Raw genomic sequence first — 19,013 nt, 5'->3', positions numbered from 1 at the left:
CAAACTTCGCAAAACGCGGGCACGTCATATTGCAATGGGTTAGCCGACAATGGCGATTGGCGTGGAAAGTTCCGTACCAGAACCGTCACGACGCATATCCGGCTTTGGCAATTCCACGCCGGCACCGCCCTGCGTGGAAGCGTGTACGGGGTATGTGCCCACAAATGCGAGAATCAACGTATCCTGTCCCTTGAGGAAGCGCTGCGAACGAACGCCACCGGTACCGCGGCCCTTCGTCGGATACATTTCCAACGGGGTTACCTTCGCGGAACCATTCTCCGTACCCGGCAACGCTTCGGAATCACCTGCAATCGTCAACACCACAGCTCCAGACGCGGAGAACAGGCCATTCTCGCCTTCTTCATAATTCCATGCCACCTTGCTGGCGGGAACCACAGCGAACGCAGCCACTGAGCAGCCTTCAGCCAGGCGAATGCCTGCCATGCCTCCGGCGGCGCGTCCCTGCGGGCGTACGTTCTTCGCCTCGAACGTCAGCAGGGAGGAGTCGGTGGATACGAACACCAGCCGATCCTCGTCACGCGCCTCGGCGGCGGCCAGAACTTCATCATCATCCTTCAAATCGATGACACTCCATGAATCCATGGTGGTGGGCGATTCACGATTCCAACGCTTGACTACACCATTACGCGTACCCAACGCGAGAGGAGTGGACTCTACGGCATTATCGCCGGAATCGTCGGCGGATGGCATGGCGATCGCGGCGATTACACGTTCACCACGAATTGGATCGGTGTTTTCCGTCATACCGATCAATTCTTCGGCGCGAACGCCGCCAGTCACGTGGAGCGGCCCATCTGCAGACACAACCGGCAATTCCACGACATGCGCCACAATCAGACGGCCGGCAGATGTGATCAAACCATATGAAGAACGCGTGGTCGTGCGGAAGATCGAAATAATCTGATCATCCTTTACACGCTGGTCGGCAGAAGAGCGATTCTCCCAACGCTCTAAAGCGTCTTCGGAGGTACGTGCGATCAGACCAGTGGCTGACAACATCACAGCGCACGGTTCGTCATCAATCTGCAAAGCCATGGCTGCGGCATTGTCTTCGCCGGCTTTTTTCGCGGCCTTCGCGGCGGCGGCGACATCGGCGGCAGCTGACGACACTGTGGCTGCGGCGCGCGCCGCAGCCACAGCGGAGGCGGATACTCCATCATCGCCATGCGCCGTAACGGGCACAAGCCCGCCGTCAGCATCTTCATCCAACAGCACAGTGCGACGTGGCGTGCCATACGTGGCAACAGCCTCGTCCATTTCGGCGATCACCACGCCGTCAAGAGCCTCAGAGGAGGCAAGAATGCGATCCAACTCCTCGATACGTTGCTTCAAATCGTCGCGTTCCGCTTCAAGCTCGATGCGGCTCATTTTCGTCAGGCGACGCAAGCGCAAATCGAGAATGTACTGTGCCTGAATCTCATCCAGATCAAACACCTTGATGAGCTTCGTCTTTGCTGCTTCGGCATCGTCAGACGAGCGAATCACCTGAATCACTTCGTCAATGTCGACCATCGCAAGCAGAAGGCCTTCGACCAGATGCAGACGTTCCAGCGCCTTCTTTTTGCGGAATTTGCTACGACGGCGAATCACCACACGACGATGGTCCACCCACACCTGAAGCATTTCCTTCAAGCCCATGGTGTGTGGGCGACCGTTGACCAACGCCACGTTATTGATGGTGAAATTGTCTTGCAGCGGCGTGTGCTTGAGCAGTTGCGCAAGCACGGCGTTCGGGTCGAAGCCGGTTTTGATTTCAATGACAAGACGAGTACCGTTATGGCGGTCCGTCAGGTCGATTGCGCCGGAAATACCCTCCAGCTTGCGATTCTTTACACCCTCGGAAATACGTTCCAACACACGTTCCGGGCCGACCATGAACGGCAGTTCCGTTACGACAATTGCCTTCTTGCGAGCGGTTACGTTTTCAATATGCGTCACCGAACGCGTGGTCAACGCGCCACGACCGGTCTCGTAGGCCTCGCGAATGCCCTTACGTCCCACAATCACGCCACCGCTCGGCCAGTCCGGACCTGGAACATAGCGCATAAGCTCTTCCAACGTGGCGTCAGGATGATGCATCAAATGTTTGGCTGCGTCAACCACTTCGCCCAGATTGTGCGTTGCCATATTCGTGGCCATGCCAACGGCGATGCCGGAACCGCCATTGACGAGCAGATTCGGAATCGCGGCAGGCAAAACGGTTGGCTCCTGCAGCTTGTTGTCGTAGTTCGGTGTGAAATCCACTGTATCTTCGGCGATATTCGCGTTCATGCCAAGCGCAGCCTGGGCCATACGCGCCTCAGTGTAACGGGAGGCCGCAGGACCGTCGTCAAGAGAACCGAAGTTACCATGGCCATCCACCAACGGCAATCGCATCGCAAACGGCTGCGCAAGACGAACCATTGCCTCATAGATGGCGGAGTCGCCATGCGGGTGAAGCTTACCCATCACCTCGCCGACCACACGAGCCGACTTCATGTACGGACGATCCGGATTGAGGTTCATCTGACCCATCTGGTAGATGATGCGGCGCTGCACCGGCTTCAGACCGTCTCTGGCGTCGGGCAATGCGCGGGCATAGATCACCGAATACGCGTATTCGAGGAAGGACTTGCTCATCTCCTCGTTCAACGGTGTTTCGACGATGTTCTCTTTGACCGTACGCGGGTCAAAGGCTGGTTTTGCCGGTTTGCGGTGCGACACCATGCGGTGAATCTCCTCACGGAAAAGTAATGGTAATCAACCTAGCAATGTTACCAGCCGGTACCACCGCGGTGCTTGAATAGGAGTCATGAGTGTTGAAGTGCCAAGCGACGAAGAGCTGCTTACCATGACCGAACCGGCATGCTACGGAGATGACATGCCATCTGAAGGGGCCCGTGGGGGAGCGTTGCACCTGTCGTCAGTACTTCCTGCGGTTTCCAACGCCATTGGCTGCCCCATGCCAACGGACATTCATTCTGACCCGAAAGGTCTGCAGGAAGCGCTTGGACTGCCGGACGCGGCGTCCGCGGTCGTGGTGCTCGTGGATGGTCTCGGCTACTGGAACCTCAACATGAGACTGGGACATGCGCCCTACTTGCGGTCCCTCATGAACGAGTCCGCCAATCAACGTCCCATCGCCACATGCATGCCGAGCACTACCGTCGCGGCCATGTCTACATTCGGTACGGGAACATGCCCCGGTATGACGGGTATGACCGGCTATACGCAGCTCAATCCGAAAACCGGTGAAATATGCCAGCTGATTTCCTTCAAAAATGCGGTTCCTCCGCTTGAGTTGCAGCAGCAGCCGACCATGTTTGAACAGCTAAGCGCGCAAGGTGTTCGTGTGACCAGTTCTGGATTGCCGAAATTCGCGTTTTCCGCGTTGACGCAGGCTGCCTTGCGTGGCAGTGACTACATTTCCAACGATGATCCGCGCAAGCGTGTCGCAGTCGCGGCTCAGGCGGCGAAAAATCCCGGACTGACGTACCTGTATCTGCGTGATACCGATAAGGTCGGGCATAATTACGGTTGGGATTCCGACAAATGGATTGGCACGTACGAGCGTGTTGACGCTCAGCTCGGCCTTCTCCGCCGCAGCGTGCCCAAAGGCACATTGATTGTGATTGTGGCGGATCACGGTATGATCACCACTGATCCCGAATCCGTGATTGACATTGCACAGGATCAGCGGCTCATGCAGGGCGTCGCCCATGTCGGCGGTGAACCGCGTTGCGTCATGCTCTATGCGGAACAGGGCGAGGCCCCGGAAGACATCGCCACACGGTGGCGTGACGTGTTGGAAGACCGGGCACAAGTGCGTACGCGATCGCAGGCGATTGCGGAGGGTGTGTACGGACCTGTGGTCTCGCGCGTCGAACCGATGATTGGTGATGTGATCGTATCGGCCACGAAGGCCGTCACCATCGTGGATTCCCGTACTCAGGTGGAAAAGGCGATGCATCTGCCGAGCGTGCATGGCTCGCTCACCATGCTCGAGTCCGATATCCCCTGTCTGATCGACGTGGCCTAACATGCAGGGTTTGGCTCAGTCGCCGAACAGAATCTCATCCCAACTTGGCACGGCGGAACGTCCGGCGCGCCGCTTCGATTTGGTGGTGTTTTGGCTGTGCGGATCAGGTGTTTGATTCGTGTTTGCGGTGTTCGAAGCGGTATCCGATGTGGGCGCGACGGTGTTCTGAGCATTGCCTGTTGCATTGGCGTCGGTTGTCGTCATGGTGTTTTCCGGTTGGCTTGACGGCGGGACGTCGGCGGTCATGCTCGATGTGTTCGGCGTGTCGAATTCGTTAGGCGCGCCGATTGGCATGATTGGAACGGAAGGTGCCGCTGAAGGGCGTGCCACCGGCATGGACGGTTCAGGCGTGTTCCATGCCGATACGGTCTGTTCGATTCGTGCCGATCGGGCGGAATTTCCCGGAAGATTCAGCGAAGCGAGGAAATTCTCGTCGGCGTGTTTCTCGGCGTGTCCTTCCTTCGGTGTGTCTTGCTCCCCGATGAGCTTGCGTGCAGCGGAATTCAAACAGCTTACGGCGTTGTCATGCATGTTCCACGACCATTCCGCGCAGACAGTATGGCCGGAGGAAACGAACTGAGCGCTGATTTTCCAAGGTTCCAAGCCAAGTCTGGTGGCCTTCCAAGTCACGTCTTCCAAACGCACCCGCGCCGCCGCGAATGTGCGTTCAATCAGTTCGGAAAGCGTACGTACACGGCTTTCTTTCGGTGCCGGAACGGCGAGGAATTGCTCAATCGCATATTGTTTCTCCGTTTCGACCGAAGCCGAGAAACGCCGAACGAGCGCTTCACTCAACGAATATCTTTCCGCAACACGCGCGGGATCGGCGCCGGCACGAATCAACGACTGAATCTGTGAAATCGGCAGGGTGATCGGAGTGTGCGTCTGCTGTTTCCCCTGCACTTCGGAACGAATCTGCTTGGCTTCCAAAACGGCTCTTTCAAGCGCTTCATCGACCTTTACAGAGAACTTTCCGGCACCTGAAACAAAAACGAGTTCACCGGCATCATTAACATGATCGAACCGCGCTTCCTCGAGTAAATTCTCAGGCACAACACACCACTTTCCTTCAAGAATTACTGTTTATTCTATTGTGCCCCACGTGTCGGATTTTACGAGTATTTCGAATCGTGTATCCTATGCGGGGTAAAAGTCATGTATCCTATGGCGCATAAGCACCATAGATGACGAAAGGAATCTCGATGGCACAGGATTATGATTCCCCGCGCAACAAGGACGAGGACGAGGAGTCGCTCCAGGCTTTGGGCAAGAGCTCCCAGAACACTTCCAACGACATGGACGATGACGAGAATGCCATCGCCGAGGATTACGAGCTGCCGGGCGCAGACCTCAGCAACGAGGACGCTTCGGTGACCGTCATTCCTATGCAGGGGGACGAGTTCATCTGTTCCGAATGCTTCCTGGTGAAGCATCGCAGCCAGCTCGCATACACCACTGACGATGGCCAGCCGGTGTGTCAGGAGTGCGCTGCCTGATGGCGTTCGACGAAACATACAACGAGCCGGAAAACGTCGAGGTTCTAGTAAAGTCGCTGAATCCCGACCAACCGGCGGAACTGTACTATGCCCATGCCGGGGATGCCGGCGCCGATTTGCGTACCACCGAGGAAGTCACATTGAAGCCGTTCCAGAGGGCGCTGGTGCCTACGGGAGTGGCGATAGCGCTTCCAGCGGGTTATGTGGCCTTGGTACATCCACGGTCCGGTCTTGCCGTCAAACAGGGCGTTACCGTGTTGAACGCACCTGGAACCATTGACGCGGGCTACCGTGGCGAAATCAAGGTGCCTCTGATCAATCTTGATCCGGAACACACCGTGACGTTCCACCCGGGGGACCGCATCGCGCAGCTGGTCATCCAGCGTTATGTCGAGGCTAGGTTCATCGAAGCGGAGACGTTGCCCGGATCTGACCGTGCTGAGCGTGGCTTCGGATCCACCGGCGTGGCTTCCTGAACCGAGCATGCGGAGGCATAAGTGCCAAGAATCCGCAAATGCTGGCGACACAATGGTTTTCGGGGGTATCTGGCCGTGCAACACGCGGTCGGATACCTCGGACATACCGTGATGCACGGGTAGTATAGGGAGCATTGCGAGCGAGGAGGTGGACGATGGGAGACATTGAACACGAGGTTCGTTCTGCCCGAATGTTGGGCTGCGAGATCAGCACGAATCCGCTTGATCCGCTTGAGCCGATTCTGAAGATGTGCGAATACCATCATCCCGATGAGGATATGAGCATTCTTGAACGTGCTTATGAGCGTGCAGTCAAGCAGCATTCTTCACAACGGCGCAAGTCGGGCGAACCGTACATCATCCATCCGTTGGCTGTGGCGCAGATTCTTGCGGACCTTGGCATGGGGCCGCTGGTTGTGGCCGCGGGCCTACTGCATGATACGGTCGAAGACACCGACTACACGCTTGACGAGTGCCGTGCCGAGTTTGGCGATACCGTGACAGGTTTGGTCGATGGCGTCACCAAGCTTTCCAAGATGGAATACGGCGATTCCGCTCAGGCTGAAACCATCCGCAAGATGGTGGTCGCGATGAGCCGGGATGTGCGTGTGCTGGTCGTCAAACTTGCCGATCGCGTGCATAACGCGCGTACGTGGCGTTACGTCAAAACGCCGAGCGCACAGAAGAAAGCGCACGAAACGCTCGACGTGTATGCGCCACTTGCCAATCGTCTCGGTATGAATGCCATCAAAACCGAATTGGAAGAGCTCAGCTTCAAAGTGCTCTATCCGAAAATCTATAACGAAATCGTGGTGCTTGTCGCACGTCGTGCGGGCCAGCGAGACGTGTATTTGAAGCAGATTCTTGCTGAGATTAACGAAGATCTTGACGAGCAGAACATTTCGGCGTACGTGACGGGACGTCCGAAGGATTATTTCTCGATTTATCAGAAAATGATCGTACGCGGACATGATTTTGCGAATATCTACGATTTGGTGGGTGTACGCATCATCGTCGATACGATCCAGGATTGTTATGCTGCGTTGGGTGCGGTGCATGCGCGTTGGAACCCTGTTCCAGGTCGTTTCAAGGATTACATCGCCATGCCGAAACTCAACATGTATCAGAGCTTGCACACCACGGTGGTTGGCCCTGGCGGCAAGCCTGTCGAGATTCAGATTCGCACGTGGGATATGCATCGTCGTGCGGAATTCGGTATCGCCGCGCATTGGAAGTACAAGGAGAACGGTCAGGCCGGTCGCGCGTTGAGCTCGCCTGATAAGTCCGATCGCAAGCGTGGCGAGAATCAGGAGTTGAGCGAAGCCGACAATCTCAAGTGGATTCAGCAGCTTGCCGCCTGGACGAGTGAGACTCCGGATTCCAACGAGTTTCTGGGCTCTCTGAAGGAAGATCTGGGTGCTTCCGAAGTTTACGTGTTCACGCCGAAAGGCAAGATCGTATCGTTGCCTGCCGAGGCGACACCGATTGATTTCGCCTATGCGGTGCATACCGAAGTCGGTCACCGTACCATGGGTGCTCGTGTGAACGGCCGTTTGGTGCCGCTCGACACCAAGCTTGAAAACGGCGACACCGTTGAAGTGCTCACGTCGAAGTCCGAATCAGCTGGTCCGTCTCGTGACTGGCTGAGCTTCGCGAAGAGCCCGAAAGCCCGTAACAAGATTCGCCAATGGTTCAGCAAGGAACGTCGTACCGAAGCTATTGAAGAAGGTCGCGATGAACTGACGCGAGCCATGCGCAAGCGCAACCTTCCGATCGCAACATTGTTGACTCCCGAAGCGTTGGTCGGTATTGCTGACGAGTTGAATCTCGCCAATGCTGAGGCTGTGTTCGTGGCAATCGGTGAAGGGCAGATCTCCACACAGAACGTCATTTCGCACTTGGTTCGCGATGCGGGCAGCGACGAAGTGAACGAAGAAGTGGAACAGGAGGCGCTGCCGCTCAAGCAGGTGGAACGCACCAAGAAGACCACCAGCTCGCTGGGTATTTCCGTCAAAGGCGTGGGAGACATTTGGGTCAAGCTTGCCCGATGCTGCATGCCGGTGCCTGGAGACCAGATTATTGGCTTCATCACCCGCAATCAGGGCGTATCCGTGCATCGTGTGGACTGCCAGAACATGCTGGACTTGCAGAAGCGTCAGCCAGAACGCGTGGTCGATGTGCAGTGGACCAGCACCAAGGGCGTGTTCATGGTCAAGATTCAAGTGGAGGCGCTTGATCGCCCGCATCTGCTGAGTGATGTGACGCGTGTGCTTTCCGATCATGGTGTGAACATTATTTCCGGCTCCATTTCCACGGGTACCGATCGTGTGGCCACCAGCCAGTTCAGCTTTGAAATGGCTGATCCGCAGCATTTGAACACTTTGCTTGCCGCAGTGCGTAAGATCGAAGGCGTGTTCGACGTGTACCGTATCACCGGTGCCAAGGATTCCGCCGAACCACGCTTGCGTAAAATCTGACACAATCAGTGCGGTCGTGAGACTCATCTGAACTGCTGCAGATCCTCTCGGAAATAATGAAAAGCCCCTCAAGTTGAACTGCGCCCCGTTTGTTGGACGTTGTTAATTAGGATACAGCCCTAGACCGCGAGGGACATGCTCCGGAACTCCTCCGGGGTGTGTCCCTCGAGTCGTATCTGGCGCCGTCTGGTGTTCCAATGGATGATGTAGGCGTCCAGTTCGCGTTTGAACTGTTCGTACGAGTCGAACTCCCGGCCTCGGTAGAACTCGTCCTTCAAGTGGCCGAAGACCTGCTCGGTGGCGGCGTTGTCCAGGCAGTTGCCCTTGCGGCTCATGGACTGGCGGATGCCGAGGCGTTCGAGCTCGTCCCGCCACCATTGGTGCTGGTACTGCCATCCCATGTCGCTGTGCAGGATCGGCTCCGCGCCGGCGGGCAGGCGCTCCGCGAGCATGGCGAGCAGGCGCCTCTGCTGCCCGAGGTCCGGACTGCGGCTCACGTCCCAGGCGACGATCTCCTTGCTGGCCATGTCGTACACGGGCGCGAGGTACGCCTTGCCGCCCGCGACCTTGAACTCGGTGACGTCGGTCCCGAGCTTGGAGAACGGACGGGCCGCGTCGAAGTCGCGTTTGAGCAGGTTATGCACGTGATCGCCCGTCTCGCCCCTGTACGAGCTGTACCTCCTCCACGGGTTCCTGGAGCGGATGGCGCATCTCAGTCCCATGCGGCGCATGACCCCGAGCACGGTTTTGGCGGATATGCGCGTGCCGAACTCGTGGACCAGGCACATGCGCACCTGCCGGTGGCCGCACCCGTTCGGGGTGCGCTCCCATATCTCCCGTACCATCGGCTCCACGTCCGGCCTGGACACGTGCGCCGGGCGCGACAGGTGATGGTAGTACGTGGATCGCGGCAGCCCGGCTATCTCGAGGAGGTGGTCGAGCCGGTGTCCCCGCCCTGCGAGCAGTCGGACGACGGCGCTTCTCTCGCGTCTCGTGACTTCTGCGCCCGCAGGGCCCGGAGTTTTTCCAGGTACGCGACCTTCGCCTTCAGATAGGCGACCTGTTCGGCGAGCTCCTGCTCGCGCGTGGGTTCGGGTTTCGGTTTGGATTTCGAGCCTCTGGGCCTGCCCTTGGGCCTCGGCCTGAGCGCCTCCGGGCCTCCCGCCCGGTACTCGCGGCACCAGCGTTCCAACGGCGCGATGCTCGCGATCGCGTACTTCGCCATGACCTCCGTCTTGGTCATGCCGTTCTCGACGTGGTCGCGCGCGGCTGCGACCTTCGTCTCCCAGTCGTAGCGTCTGCTGCCGTTGCCTCCCATGACCGCCTCCTCGCCGCCGGACCTGTACAGCCTGATCCAGTTTCTCGCGGTATACACCGGTATGGCAAGCCGTCTGGCGAGCGTGTTCCCGCCGGCTCCGGCCTTGATGAGTTCCAGCGCCTCGCGGCGGAACCCGTCGTCGTAACGTCTCCTTCGATCCTCACGCATACGAAAGAACCGCACCTCCGATCATCGAATCTGAATTTCTTCAGTCCAACAATCGGGGTGCGGTTCAAGTGAGGGGCTTTTCATTATTTTGCTATGAAGCTTGTTGATGCGAAACTTACTTCAACACTTCGATGGAAGTGATGCCGACCGGCTCGAGCGGAGCGTCGGAACGATCGGTTGCCACGGAATCGAGCTTGTCGACAACGGCCTTGGACTCGTCATCCGCGACTTCGCCGAAGATGGTGTGATGGCCGTTGAGCCATTCGGTCGGCACGGTGGTGATGAAGAACTGGGAGCCGTTGGTGCCGTGGATCTTGCCGTCCATGCCGCGGCGCAGGCCGGCATTCGCCATGGCCAGCAGGTACGGGCGATCGAAGGTCAGACCAGGAACGATTTCATCATCGAAGTTGTAACCCGGACCGCCGGTGCCGGTGCCCAGCGGGCAGCCGCCCTGAATCATGAAATCCTTGATGATGCGGTGGAAGGTCAGACCATCGTAGAACGGCTTGTGGCTCGGCTGGCCGGTGAATGGGTCGGCCCATTCCTTTTCGCCGGTGGCGAGGCCGAGGAAGTTGGCCACGGTTTCCGGGGTCTTGTCGTCGAACAGGTCGATCTTGATGTCGCCTTCAGTGGTGTGCATGATAACTGTAGTCATGGCTCCAAGTGTCTCATGGGCTTGAGACCGGCGATGGTGCGATTGCGGTAATGACGCAGAGAGCCGTGGAATGTCCGCGGCCGATAGCCGGGAAGCCGAGCCGCAACGTGAGATGTCATGCGAGTTGGCTCGCGATGATCAACGCGCCGGCAATAACCATGAGCGCCGAGAAAACACGCAAAAAGAGTCCTTTTGCGTGTCTTCCCAGTTTTTTGGATCCGATTGCGACGGATATCAGGACCAGTCCGACGGCCAGCGGCACCAAGGCCAGCAGAAGCAGCGGTTTTTCCATGGCATCTCCTCTCGAACGCTGTGATTCAGATGTTTCGATGCTCGGTTTTTCTGCGCTTGCTGACAAGGGCCATGGAGCAGCATGTCGATACGCACAGATTCACTATGCAGGTCGCTGCCGGCAGTAGCCGTATGAACGGCTGACTGTAGAAATCGATAACATCCGGCTCCATGGATCCTGAGTACATTTCAAAAACCGGATACGATGCGAGAGCCAGCGCCGAACTCACGAGGAACGGTATCCAAATGACGGACAGCCGCAGGATGGATACCGTTCGGCCTTCCCGATGAACTTTTTTCGAGAACATAAAAAGAGACCAAGAGGCCACTGCGATTAATGCACCCGTGCAATACAACAGACCGGGGAACTCGCTACGCATGATTCCGTCCTTACTTCAGTTGCAGGTAATTTGGCTTATCGATGTTCTGGATGGTTCGAGGTTATACGGTGTTTTGAGATTGCCATACCTGACATGGCAGTCGAATTGTTCCTTCATCATTTTTGAAGCTGTTGGATAGGCCGTCCAATGACGACTCGAGCTAAACTGGGGAGGGACCGTTGCCCATGCTGATTCTGCGTAATAGTATCTTGTCGGTGTAGCCGTTGCTGCCCACCAAGTGGGTTGTAAGGATAACGACCACATGCCATTACGTGCAATCCAGCCTCCCTTAGCAAACCATTGATTGGACCATGAACCGCGTGCGGCTGTTGTATCCATTCGGATGTTGGACGTTTGTTCTTCCTTTGCCGACGCAATGAGATATTGCATCGTCTCATCCTCGGTTTTCCCGTATACATTCCGCTTCGGATCCTGGACCCAATCAATCACTTCCGATCTATCCATCCCTATTTCCTCATATACTGCCTGATTGTATTTCATGCCGTCTGCCAGTGCGGAGGTCGGGGTGATGATTGCGACGCTGATTGCTGTGATCGTCGCCAATGTTGCCAATGCTTGTTTTTCCATTATGATTCCTTCCCTGATTGCAACTTCGGTTTTGGAAATCGCATACCATTCGAAACAGTGAACTGATTTTGTAGAGGGATATCGTTTTGCATCAAGAGATTTCGGCTGCTCATGGTGTGGTTCCGCAGCCAATAAGAGTGGTACCTTTTCCATGGCATCTCCTCTCGAACGCTGTGATGCAGAGATATCTTTAGTGAATCATGGAATATGGGTAGTTCGGCACTGACTGGTGACGGGATTCGAGCCTGATGTTCGTCGGTGTCGGAATATGTTTTCGCCGTGTAGCATCTGGTAAATAAGGCATTTATTCATGATTGAGGGGAATGGAGGACGGTTATGCGAAGAAGAAGGACCATGGCTTATCGGATTGCGGTGTTGCTTACGGCATGCGCGCTGGGGTGGGGGACTGCAGCGCCCGCCGCCGATGCCTCCGTTATCCAACCGGACCAGGACTCGTCTTCCCGTGCGACCGTGCTCGGTTACGACAATCTGCTGTGCAAGTTATTCCCGAGTTTGGATATCTGCAGGAAGCAATGATGAGATCACCATCGTCGTTTTTTTGGACGCCGTGCGTCCGTATCCGCGTGGGTTTAGGCTGTCATATCTGTTTATGTCGGTGTCTATCGTGGTTCTGGAGGTCGTCTTCCATGCGATTTCAGCTCCGCTGGGAACTCACGACATTCTGATACTTGCCGCGCTGTGTGCCCTATTGTCCGTGGCACCTTGGCTGGGTATCACAGGGGATTTGCTGTATGTAGCCGTGTTCGCCGCGATGGGGGCGTTTAGCTCTTCGCTTGCATTTCCTGTGCTTGGCGTATTTCTGGTTGCAGCTGTGTGGATCATCCGTCACCGCACGGCTCAGGCTGCGCTGCTACTCGCTGGCTACGTTCTGCTGATGTTCTGGCAGAACGGGAGCGTGCTTGCCCGCATGGCCAGCGATGTTTTGCTGTCCTCCGTCGCGGTTGTCGTCGGCTTCGCGGTCAGGAAGTTCATGGACGGGGCCGAACTGTCCCGGCGGGAGCTGGAGGAATCCCGGATGGGGACGGTCAGGGCCGTGGAATCCATCCGGGCCAAGCTCGCCGCCGGATTGCACGACACGATTGCCAGGGACCTCGCCCGCATCTCCATCTCATTGGAGAGCCTCGCCGCCGCGCACCCGGACCTGTCCGGCGAGATCGCTCCGATAGCCGATCTCGCGCACGATTCCTCACGCCGTCTCAGGCCTATGATCTCGGAACTCAGCCTCGACGCCGCAGCGCCGAGTCTCGCGGCCGCCGTGGAGGAATCCAGACTGATGCTGCGATCAGGGGCACTCGAGTTGGATGCGCATATGCCGGGCGACATCGACGGCGAGATTTCGAGGCAGACGATTCTCACGGGATCACTGTTCGTGAGCGAGACCGCCGCGAACGCTTTGAAATACGCGCGGAGGGGGACGACGGTAGACCTGTTCGCGGAGATCGACGGTGGGGGACTGTCGCTGACGATGGCCAACGACATCAGCGGGAGCTCTTCGGACGGCGCGCTAACGGGAGGCTTCGGCCTTGCGAACCTGAAGTCGCGGATCGAGTCCGAGGGAGGACGGTTGTCCTTCGTCTCGCGTTCCGGACGGTGGATCGTCAACGCGTCCATACCGGATCCGAAAATCCAAGGGGAAGGGGCTGCTGATGAGTGAACCAATCCGCGTCCTGCTTTTGCCGACGACGACGTGATCGTCCGTGAGGGGCTCGCAGGCCTGCTGGACCGCCAAGACGGCATCGACGTGGTTGCCGTCGCCGAGAACGGCAGCATGGCTCTGCGCGAGCTTTCCAGACGGGCCGTGGACGTGGCCCTGTTGGACGTGGACATGCCCGTCCTCGACGGGCTGGCGGCTGCCAAGGAGATGGCAAGGCTGTATCCGTCGGTCGTGGTGGTGATGCTCACCGTGTTCGAGCATGAGGAATCGCTCGCCAGGTCGCTGGCTCTGAACGTGCGCGGGTTCTTGACCAAGGACATCCCCTCCGCGCAACTCGCCCAACTGATTAGACAAGCGCACGCGGGATACTCGGTGTTTGGACCGCGCCCGACCGGTATCCTCGCCGACAGCTATCTGAACTCCGGGAAGAACGATCCCAAATATGACGCCTTCCGCGAGAGGGTGGAACGCCTTCCGGGCTATCTGCGCACCACGTTTGATCTGCTCATCCAGGCGCTGCCGAACAAGACCATCGCCAAACGGCTCGGTCTGAGCGAAGCCACCGTGCGCTCCTACATATCCGAGATCTTCACCACACTCGGATACACTAACCGCGGCGAGCTCACCATCACAGCCATCAAGGCCGGATACTGACTTCTGTTCCTGACCTGGTCTCCGGTGCGGGATGAACTTAGGTATTCCGCATGTTCGTGAATCCTATGGCTGCTGCGAGGACGATCAGTACGGATGTCTCGGCGGGGAGATATCTCAGGAACAATTCGGGAAGCTCCTGTTTCGTTACGATTGCCATGACAACGATGATGGGGCAGACAGACGACGAGCGAAATGGCGAGAGAGACGAAGGCGCGTTTCCAGGAAAAACGCTTGTTCCGCATAGCTACTCCTAATTGCGGGAACGGCACAGAGAGCCGCGGCCGCAAAGGTCTTGACGGTGAAATCAATCTGTACTTCAACATAGTCGAATCCATCATCTCCGTAGAGGCGGATTCGACTATGTTTTCATGCAGACAATAAGCGAAAAACCTTCAACGACATTCTCAACAGCGCAAAACAGACATAGCCAAAATCTGAGCAATCAACGGCGATGATGAAACACGTGACCTTACACTGCACATGCAGTTCCTAACACGCCAGACGCTTACGATTATGATCACATCAACTTCGCAGAATACTCACGAAACAGATACCGCAAACAACGCATCATGCACCACTATCGGCACCATTCTCACACTAGCCATACCAACATTCGGGCAACTTATCGCCGAACCAGCATTCGTACTCATCGATACCGCCATCGTCGGGCATATTGGCGGGCAAGCGCTCGCCGGTCTGTCGGTCGGGTCAACCATCGTGCTCACTGTTGTGGGGCTATGCGTGTTCCTTGCATATAGCACCACATCGCAGGTGGGACGTCTTTTGGGCGCCGGCAAGCGGAGAGAAGGCTTGGAAGCAGGCATTGATGGCCTGTGGTTGGCTGGAATCATTGGCGTGGTGGTGTCTGTGATGCTGTTCGTTATTGCACGCCCGTTGTGCATGGCCATGGGGGCGCAGGGGAGCGTCTTGCACAATGCGGTTGACTACGTGCGTGCCGTGGTGTTCGGTATTCCCGGCATGTTGCTGGTGTATGCGGCCAACGGTATTTTCCGCGGACTGCAGAAGGTTCGCATCACGTTGGTAGCTGCTACGCTGGGTGCGATACTCAATACATTGCTGGATTTGCTGTTTATTCTCGGATTCGGTTGGGGTGTGTTTGGGTCTGGAGTGGCCACGCTGATTTCGCAATGGTTCATGGCAGTGTTGCTTATTGTTCCTGCGATGTTGTGGACTCGTGCGGAAGGTGCCCGTTTACGGCCGCGTTTGTCAGGAGTGTTGAACAGTGCTGGCGATGGTGCGGTGTTGTTCTTGCGCACGCTTGCGTTGCGTGCATGCCTGGTGGCGAATGTGGTGCTGGCTACGCATATGGGCGTGGAAGTGTTGGCTGCGTATCAGGTGGTGAATTCCAGTTGGAATTTCGTGTTGAACATGCTTGATGCCATTGGTATTGCCGGTCAGACGTTGGTTGCCGCGCAGATTGGTGCCCGTCAAGAGGATGAAGCCATGCGTTTGACGAGAATCGCTGGCAGGGCAGGATTATGCGGAGGAACGGTAATCGGTATTGGTTTGATGATTGCCGGATGGTGTGCGTCCCCGCTGTTTTCGCAGTCTACTGAGATTCAGCATCTGATCACCATCGGTATGATGGTTGTTGGCGTGACATTGCCGTTGGCTGGTTGGATGTGGGCTGTTGATGGCATTTTGATTGGGGCAGGGGATTACCGTTATCTTGCATTGACGTGTACGGCGACAGCTGCAATATATGTACCCTGTCTTGCTGCGATTGGTTGGATATGCGATGCGATGCAGGCGTCTTCCGCGCTGCGTATGGCATTGCTGTGGCTTGCGGTGAATCTGTTATTTGTAGGATTGCGTGCCATTTTCAATGGGTCCCGTATCGGAACTTCCACATGGTTGCATATCGCACATTGAAATCAGCTTGTGATGGCAGTTTGACATGACGTGAGATGGGCGATTCCTGCAAAATAAAAATCCCGCATGGTTCCGGCGGACCGGATCATGCGGGATTTTATTTATGAACGAACTTAGGAATGAATCCTAAGAACATGCTCTGGCAATTCAGGAACGTTTGCGCTTAAACACGAACAATGCTCCTGCTGCAACAACCAGAACGGCGACCACCACAACAACGCCGATCACGTTGGAACCGGTGTTGGCAACGTCGGCAGTGTTTGCCTTCTTGTGCGCGGCAGGCTTCGTGTTCTGCTTGTTGTCATCCTTCTTCGGTGCGTTCGGCGTGCTGTCCTTGATGGCCACAGTGAAGCGCACGCGTGCACCTTGGTTGTAGAACACCACCACAGAACCGGTGCTGCCGGTTTCGCGACCATTGAGGAATGCGCTGCTCAACACGATGGAACCGTCATCAGCCACGGTGTAATCCGTGCCGGCGGTCAGCGACTGGTAGTCGTACTGCACGTCTTCCACGGTATTGCCATTGGGGTTGATGGCAACGGTCAGACCGTTGGCATTGGCGGTCTTTTTATCGCTGTCATACTTGTCGTAGTCGAATGCATCGCCATTCGTCAGCTCAGCATTCTTGATTTCGCCATCATTCAGCAGCCACACCTGAGTGCCATGGTACGGGTTTGCAGTACCGATTGCCAGACCGGAATCGGTGACGGCAAACACGCGCAGGCCATGGTTGTTGTTGTCACCGAAACCGTTACGGCTGATGGTCTGGAAGTTCGTGCCATCGGAGGAGACGATCAGGTCAAAGCCACGAGTCTCATCGTTGGAGTAATGCAGGTAGCTGAGCACGCCCACGAAGTTGGTGAAGTTCTCCAGATTCTCTTCGGTAAGCTACTTATCGAGCTCGTTGGTAATGAATTCCGGCAGATACTGCTTGTTCTTGTTGTACAGGTCGAGCAGGCGCTGCAGGGATGCGAGGAACTGGTAACGATCGTCGAGCGTGTAGGTTTCAGCGGCCTGCGGAGCGACACCGTCAGGGGAGACCACGTCGGTCTGCTTGGAGTTGAGATCAGCGCCCATGTCTTCCAGCAGCTGCTGCATGGTGGCCACGTCAGCAACCACTTCGTCGGTCTTGCCGGCTTCTTCAACTGCCTGTGCGGCTTGATCGCTCTCAGATGCTTCGCCTTCGTTCAACGGCATGATGTCATCATCGCTCGGCTTGGTGGTTTCCTGAGATTCGGACTCGGAAGGCTTGGTTGCTTCCTGAGAGTCCGTGTCTGTAGTATTGGAAGTGCCGTTCTGATCATTTTTCTTCAGAGAGTCGAAGAAGATCTTGATGTATTCGATCTGCTTCCGCCACTCTTCCGGAGTGCGCTTCAGAATGTCGCCGTTGGCGAATTGGGTTGCCGGGTAGGCAAGATCACTGATGTCGAAGGTGCCGACGTACAGCTTGCCGTTGTAGGACTGCATACGCCACACATACTGGTTCAGGTGACGGCTCTGCTCGTCGCTGTCGCCCAAGCCGGACAGCATGGTATTGCCATCGATGGTGCCTTTGGAATCGCCGAAGTACTTGTTGTTGGCTTCGCCGGCGAGCATTTCGAAGTTTTCGTTGCCGTCTTCGTCAACGTCCATACGCCACAGGTTGACTGGGCTCTCCAGATCCTTGTACAGGTCGGAGAAGTCCATTTGCATGGCCTTCTGCAGAGCGTTCATCGGATCGTTGTAGCCGCCGATGTACAGGTGGCCCTTGTATACCACCATGTTGGCTGCGCCGGAACGACTCGCTCCGAAGCCCCACTCGTACTTGGCGCCGTCTGCCGGATTGCCGACCAGCGGCTTGAAGGTCCACTTGCCGGTGCTCGCATCCTGCGTGCCACGGAGCAAAGCGAAGGACTGCTTGGTGTTCTTGCCCTTGCCGGTCACCACGGTGACATACAAGTTACCCTTGAATCCGACCATATCCCACACGCAGCCACCGAATACGTTGTCAGTCACAGCGCATGCCGGATAGTTGTACAGGCCCTCGGTCTGGGTAGCGATAGTGGCGAAAGAATCCTGGCCTGCTGACGGGTTGGAAGAAGCCACGATAGTGGCACCGTTATCGGTGATCATGCTGGCGATAAGCTGATTGTTGACCACGGTCAAACCACGGATACCAGCAGTGTAGCCCTTCTTCAGACCAGTGGTCATGGCAGCGGAACGATACACGATTTCAGTGGCATCACCACTGTTCGGATCAACTTCCAGTAGGTACGGCTGACCCTTTGCGGCGGCAGCAAAGTACAGCTTGTCATGGAATTCAACGGCTGCACGATAGCCGTTGACCGCATGCTCTCCGCCAATCGCATTGACGATGATCTTCACTTCACCGGTCTTGACGTTGATCTTGAGCAGCAAGCTGTGGTTCTCGCCATTGTCGAGGAACAGCTCGCCGTTGAACGCAACATCCAAAGCGGCCTTGATGCTGGCATACTTGGTGCCCATGGTGTTAGCCATGTATTTCAGCGTGGAACCCATTGCGGAATAGCAGGTGCCCACGTACATCCAATCGCCATAACCGACCGAAGACCACGAATAGTTCTGACCACGCTCAGCCTCACCCTGCGTGAGGTCATCAGTGGATTCGCCGTTCAAGACGTTCACGATGCCGTCGTCTTCGCCCAGCCCTGCATTGGGGTGCGAAATCTTGGTAGCGGTATAGCCGGCACCAAGTGCGGCGGTATTCGAGGGCTCATCAGCATTGGCGCTGCCCGCTACCGGCAGCAACATGGCGCAAGTCGCAAGCGTTGCGATTGCAGCATTAATCACTTTATGGTAGTTGACCATATTTTCCTTAATAATCTCATATTCTCCGAAAAGATATCCCATCGTATGGCATATCCAATGAAAAAATACCAAAAAGG

At 56.5% G+C, this 19,013-nt stretch carries 17 protein-coding genes; 7 read left to right on the top strand and 10 right to left on the bottom strand.

The features are described from left to right. Positions 1 to 39 precede the first annotated feature (39 nt). Entirely contained in the window at positions 40 to 2,727 is a 2,688-nt protein-coding gene (locus CE168_RS04210) for a DNA gyrase/topoisomerase IV subunit A (RefSeq protein ID WP_099571255.1), read from the bottom strand. Positions 2,728 to 2,812: 85 nt separating this feature from the next. On the opposite strand from CE168_RS04210, the gene CE168_RS04205 reads away from it, so the two are divergent. Beyond that, on the top strand, positions 2,813 to 4,039 hold the full coding sequence (locus tag CE168_RS04205) for an alkaline phosphatase family protein (protein ID WP_180753698.1): 1,227 nt from the start codon (positions 2,813 to 2,815) through the stop codon (positions 4,037 to 4,039). 15 nt (positions 4,040 to 4,054) lie between these two features. Here CE168_RS04205 and sepH read toward each other — a convergent pair whose 3' ends face one another. After that, positions 4,055 to 5,092, bottom strand: coding sequence for a septation protein SepH (gene sepH / locus CE168_RS04200; RefSeq protein WP_065447215.1), 1,038 nt, complete (start codon positions 5,090 to 5,092; stop codon positions 4,055 to 4,057). Between the two features lie 149 nt (positions 5,093 to 5,241). On the opposite strand from sepH, the gene CE168_RS04195 reads away from it, so the two are divergent. From CE168_RS04195 to CE168_RS04185, 3 genes are all read left to right on the top strand, one after another. Then, positions 5,242 to 5,535, top strand: coding sequence for a DUF4193 domain-containing protein (locus tag CE168_RS04195; RefSeq protein WP_022245122.1), 294 nt, complete (start codon positions 5,242 to 5,244; stop codon positions 5,533 to 5,535). Next, positions 5,535 to 6,011: a dUTP diphosphatase gene (gene dut, locus CE168_RS04190; RefSeq protein WP_065447216.1), complete on the top strand. Its 477-nt coding sequence runs from the start codon at positions 5,535 to 5,537 to the stop codon at positions 6,009 to 6,011. Before CE168_RS04195 ends, dut begins: the two co-directional genes overlap by 1 nt. A 155-nt stretch (positions 6,012 to 6,166) precedes the next feature. Beyond that, positions 6,167 to 8,488 (top strand): RelA/SpoT family protein, encoded by a 2,322-nt coding sequence (locus tag CE168_RS04185; protein ID WP_099571253.1) that lies wholly within the window; start codon positions 6,167 to 6,169, stop codon positions 8,486 to 8,488. A gap of 119 nt (positions 8,489 to 8,607) precedes the next feature. Here the strand turns inward: CE168_RS04185 and CE168_RS04180 are convergent, their stop codons facing one another. The 6 genes from CE168_RS04180 to CE168_RS04160 form a co-directional block, all read right to left on the bottom strand. Then, positions 8,608 to 9,453 (bottom strand): IS3 family transposase, encoded by an 846-nt coding sequence (locus tag CE168_RS04180; protein WP_081291877.1) that lies wholly within the window; start codon positions 9,451 to 9,453, stop codon positions 8,608 to 8,610. Beyond that, complete coding sequence (locus CE168_RS04175) at positions 9,408 to 9,974, bottom strand: helix-turn-helix domain-containing protein (protein WP_065439487.1); 567 nt, start codon at positions 9,972 to 9,974, stop codon at positions 9,408 to 9,410. The genes CE168_RS04180 and CE168_RS04175 overlap by 46 nt, the downstream gene beginning before the upstream one ends. Before the next feature lie 115 nt (positions 9,975 to 10,089). Next, a complete protein-coding gene (locus CE168_RS04170; RefSeq protein ID WP_099571252.1) occupies positions 10,090 to 10,629 on the bottom strand; it encodes a peptidylprolyl isomerase in 540 nt (179 codons plus the stop codon). Between the two features lie 115 nt (positions 10,630 to 10,744). After that, a complete protein-coding gene (locus tag CE168_RS09005) occupies positions 10,745 to 10,921 on the bottom strand; it encodes a hypothetical protein (RefSeq protein WP_171842430.1) in 177 nt (58 codons plus the stop codon). Between the two features lie 25 nt (positions 10,922 to 10,946). Next, positions 10,947 to 11,300 carry a hypothetical protein gene (locus CE168_RS04165; RefSeq protein ID WP_065447231.1) on the bottom strand — a complete coding sequence of 118 codons (354 nt, stop codon included), beginning with the start codon at positions 11,298 to 11,300 and terminating at the stop codon, positions 10,947 to 10,949. Positions 11,301 to 11,315: 15 nt separating this feature from the next. Further along, the gene (locus tag CE168_RS04160; RefSeq protein WP_099571251.1) at positions 11,316 to 12,041 is read right to left on the bottom strand and encodes a DUF2599 domain-containing protein; all 726 of its coding nucleotides are present in this window, start codon (positions 12,039 to 12,041) and stop codon (positions 11,316 to 11,318) included. 457 nt (positions 12,042 to 12,498) lie between these two features. Here CE168_RS04160 and CE168_RS04150 point away from each other — a divergent pair, with 457 nt between their 5' ends. The 3 genes from CE168_RS04150 (at position 12,499) to CE168_RS04135 (ending at position 16,110) form a co-directional block, all read left to right on the top strand. Then, entirely contained in the window at positions 12,499 to 13,563 is a 1,065-nt protein-coding gene (locus CE168_RS04150; RefSeq protein ID WP_143433391.1) for a sensor histidine kinase, read from the top strand. Between the two features lie 33 nt (positions 13,564 to 13,596). Beyond that, entirely contained in the window at positions 13,597 to 14,217 is a 621-nt protein-coding gene (locus tag CE168_RS04145; protein WP_099571249.1) for a response regulator, read from the top strand. 513 nt (positions 14,218 to 14,730) lie between these two features. Continuing rightward, complete coding sequence (locus CE168_RS04135) at positions 14,731 to 16,110, top strand: MATE family efflux transporter (RefSeq protein WP_099571491.1); 1,380 nt, start codon at positions 14,731 to 14,733, stop codon at positions 16,108 to 16,110. 147 nt (positions 16,111 to 16,257) lie between these two features. Here CE168_RS04135 and CE168_RS09140 read toward each other — a convergent pair whose 3' ends face one another. Both CE168_RS09140 and CE168_RS04130 read right to left on the bottom strand, forming a co-directional pair. Then, the gene (locus CE168_RS09140) at positions 16,258 to 16,962 is read right to left on the bottom strand and encodes a X2-like carbohydrate binding domain-containing protein (protein WP_236824315.1); all 705 of its coding nucleotides are present in this window, start codon (positions 16,960 to 16,962) and stop codon (positions 16,258 to 16,260) included. Between the two features lie 36 nt (positions 16,963 to 16,998). Continuing rightward, a complete protein-coding gene (locus CE168_RS04130; RefSeq protein ID WP_236824314.1) occupies positions 16,999 to 18,936 on the bottom strand; it encodes a hypothetical protein in 1,938 nt (645 codons plus the stop codon). Positions 18,937 to 19,013 lie beyond the last annotated feature (77 nt).

This window comes from Bifidobacterium sp. N5G01 (genome assembly GCF_002742425.1).
Classification (GTDB): Bacteria; Actinomycetota; Actinomycetes; order Actinomycetales; family Bifidobacteriaceae; genus Bifidobacterium; species Bifidobacterium hominis.
Note: the sequence above shows the minus strand (reverse complement) of the source record. Positions and strands in the feature narration are given on the sequence as shown.

Excerpts from the sequence above, each read along its gene's own strand:
- CE168_RS04210 (WP_099571255.1), bottom strand. The coding sequence starts at position 2,727 with ATGGTGTCGCACCGCAAACCGGCAAAACCAGCCTTTGACCCGCGTACG.
- CE168_RS04205 (WP_180753698.1), top strand. The coding sequence starts at position 2,813 with ATGAGTGTTGAAGTGCCAAGCGACGAAGAGCTGCTTACCATGACCGAA.
- CE168_RS04195 (WP_022245122.1), top strand. The coding sequence starts at position 5,242 with ATGGCACAGGATTATGATTCCCCGCGCAACAAGGACGAGGACGAGGAG.
- dut (WP_065447216.1), top strand. The coding sequence starts at position 5,535 with ATGGCGTTCGACGAAACATACAACGAGCCGGAAAACGTCGAGGTTCTA.
- CE168_RS04185 (WP_099571253.1), top strand. The coding sequence starts at position 6,167 with ATGGGAGACATTGAACACGAGGTTCGTTCTGCCCGAATGTTGGGCTGC.
- CE168_RS04175 (WP_065439487.1), bottom strand. The coding sequence starts at position 9,974 with ATGCGTGAGGATCGAAGGAGACGTTACGACGACGGGTTCCGCCGCGAG.
- CE168_RS04170 (WP_099571252.1), bottom strand. The coding sequence starts at position 10,629 with ATGACTACAGTTATCATGCACACCACTGAAGGCGACATCAAGATCGAC.
- CE168_RS09005 (WP_171842430.1), bottom strand. The coding sequence starts at position 10,921 with ATGGAAAAACCGCTGCTTCTGCTGGCCTTGGTGCCGCTGGCCGTCGGA.
- CE168_RS04165 (WP_065447231.1), bottom strand. The coding sequence starts at position 11,300 with ATGCGTAGCGAGTTCCCCGGTCTGTTGTATTGCACGGGTGCATTAATC.
- CE168_RS04160 (WP_099571251.1), bottom strand. The coding sequence starts at position 12,041 with ATGGAAAAGGTACCACTCTTATTGGCTGCGGAACCACACCATGAGCAG.
- CE168_RS04150 (WP_143433391.1), top strand. The coding sequence starts at position 12,499 with ATGTCGGTGTCTATCGTGGTTCTGGAGGTCGTCTTCCATGCGATTTCA.
- CE168_RS04135 (WP_099571491.1), top strand. The coding sequence starts at position 14,731 with ATGATCACATCAACTTCGCAGAATACTCACGAAACAGATACCGCAAAC.
- CE168_RS04130 (WP_236824314.1), bottom strand. The coding sequence starts at position 18,936 with ATGGTCAACTACCATAAAGTGATTAATGCTGCAATCGCAACGCTTGCG.